We start from the raw sequence: 1905 nt of genomic DNA, 5'->3' as shown, positions 1-1905 counted from the left end.
ATGTTTCCCGCATTGGCAAAGAGGAGCTGGGTGTCTTCTCCCAGGATGAAAGCAAAGCTGGTTCTCAAAGGCCGCCCCAGCCGCTGCAAGTCTCCCACCGTGCACACCACCGCATCAAAGCTAGGCCAACTGCTCGGCTCCCCCCTCACCTCATGAACTCGCTCGGGCACTCCCTTCTGCTGCAGCAGACCACAGGGATCCCCAAACCCCTCTTCCACGTACAGCTCCAGCCGCGGCAAGTCCAGCAAGTCCGCGGCTATCACCCCAGGACAGCCTCGGCCAACAAATACCCTCAGTCGCTCCTGCACGCGATGCAGCTCTTGAATGGGCTCGTAGATTCCTAGTCGTGTGTCTATCCAGGCAGAGCTGGCCGTGCTGACAAAGTAGCGCACATCAGAGCGGGGCGAGTAACGAAAGGGCTCCGGCAGCTCTCCCCCAAACACCCAGTCCAGCAGGTTCTGAATGCGGTGGCGGGGATGCCAGTGTTGGTCGAAAGTGTGATAAGCGCGGCGGGCAATTTGAATGGCCTCCTGGGGATGGTCTAGGTAGTAGCGGATTTTCTCCAGGAGTTGGGCTTCGGAGTTGTAGGTGTCGCAGTAGGTGCCGGGCGCCAAAAGTTCGTCCAATCCTGAGGCGAAGGAGAGCTGGTCAGTAAGCAGAAAGCCCCCCGCGGAAATCACTTCCAAGTTCCTTAAGTTCAGATCCCCATTTTGGCTGCAGTTAAAGGAAATCAGAGAATGGGCAAACCATTTGGCTGCCTCTTGGCGGTTGGCTGTTTTGATGAGGATGGGCAAATCTGCATTCTTTATGGCTTGAACCAGCCGGCAACGCCTGGGATGGCGGGATCCCTGTTGGCCGATAAAGACCACTTGATTTTCTCTATCTTCCACCCAATCGTGGGTAACAGTGCGCATGGAGATAAGAGGCAACCAGGCAAGATTCTCAGCGCCTGCTGCGGCAAACCAGTGCAAATGCTGGAAGTTATAGGCAGTAGCGACGTAATCAAAGCCTTCAGTAGCCCATTAGGCCAAGAGATGGTTGATGGGAAACTCCCAGTGGTGGGTGTCTCCAGCTAGCAAGAGTGTGGGGCATTTAAACTTCCTTGTATTTAGGGGATTACTCTGGTCAAAGCTGGAAGTCCAAACAATAACTAGGTCAAACTCCTTATTTGTAATTTGCTCAGACTGCTGCACAAAGTCATAGAGGTCATAGTCTCCCTCTGGGCACTCCACCAATTCCTTAGAGATATTGACAAAGTTTAGTCCAAAGCCCTTGGCTTTCCTCTTGGGGCAAAGCCTGACCTGCCGATCTGAAAGCTGCGGGGGCGGGATATAGTCTGGCGGAGTTGGCCAATTGAGGAGAATTCGCGGAGCATTGGCCTTGATGTCTTGCATTTCTCGACTCCCCAAGTTGAGCGGCAGGTTCTTCTAGCTCCTACAGGCTACTAGGATTGGACACAACAACAAGGGATCTCTGTTGCCCTGGAAAACGATAAGCCGAGCATAGGTTATAAGCAACCCCATGGATCCCTGTCTGCAAGAGCCGAATCCAGTTTACCTGCCTGGATGGCCCCTACCCAAGACGCGCTCTGCGACGACAATGGCATACCCATGGAAAGCTGGCGGCACACGTGCCAGATGGACTTGCTCATCTCCACCACCCATGCCGAGCGAGGTTTTGAGGCTGTACCCAGCGAAGTGGGAGGGTAGGAGGCCACCTGGATTCTGTGGGCCACTGCCGCTGGGGAACTGATGCCTGCCAAGGCTGAACTGGAGCAGCAAAGGGCTGAGCGCCTGGCCTAAAAGTTGTGAGAACTGGGGGTGGATCCGGGTACATTAAGCTAGAGCAAACGTCAGGGATCCCTCCCCATGGACTGACTCTTATACACCTCAGACGCTGCCGACG

2 protein-coding genes are annotated in these 1905 nt (G+C 54.9%); one reads left to right on the top strand and one right to left on the bottom strand.

The window, feature by feature from the left end; genetic code table 11:
• The coding region (locus NW838_RS15120; protein WP_414428324.1) for a glycosyltransferase at window positions 1-914 on the bottom strand (914 nt) is incomplete at its 3' end.
• A gap of 651 nt (window positions 915-1565) precedes the next feature.
• Here NW838_RS15120 and NW838_RS15115 point away from each other — a divergent pair.
• A complete protein-coding gene (locus tag NW838_RS15115) occupies window positions 1566-1709 on the top strand; it encodes a hypothetical protein (RefSeq protein ID WP_414428323.1) in 144 nt (47 codons plus the stop codon).
• The last annotated feature ends 196 nt before the right edge of the window (window positions 1710-1905 follow it).

Source organism: Synechococcus sp. R55.2 (genome assembly GCF_047462075.1).
Lineage (GTDB): Bacteria > Cyanobacteriota > Cyanobacteriia > Thermostichales > Thermostichaceae > Thermostichus.
Note: the sequence above shows the minus strand (reverse complement) of the source record. Positions and strands in the feature narration are given on the sequence as shown.

What these genes read in the sequence shown, in the direction of transcription:
- NW838_RS15115 (WP_414428323.1), top strand. Translation starts at nt 1,566, where the DNA reads ATGGCCCCTACCCAAGACGCGCTCTGCGACGACAATGGCATACCCATG.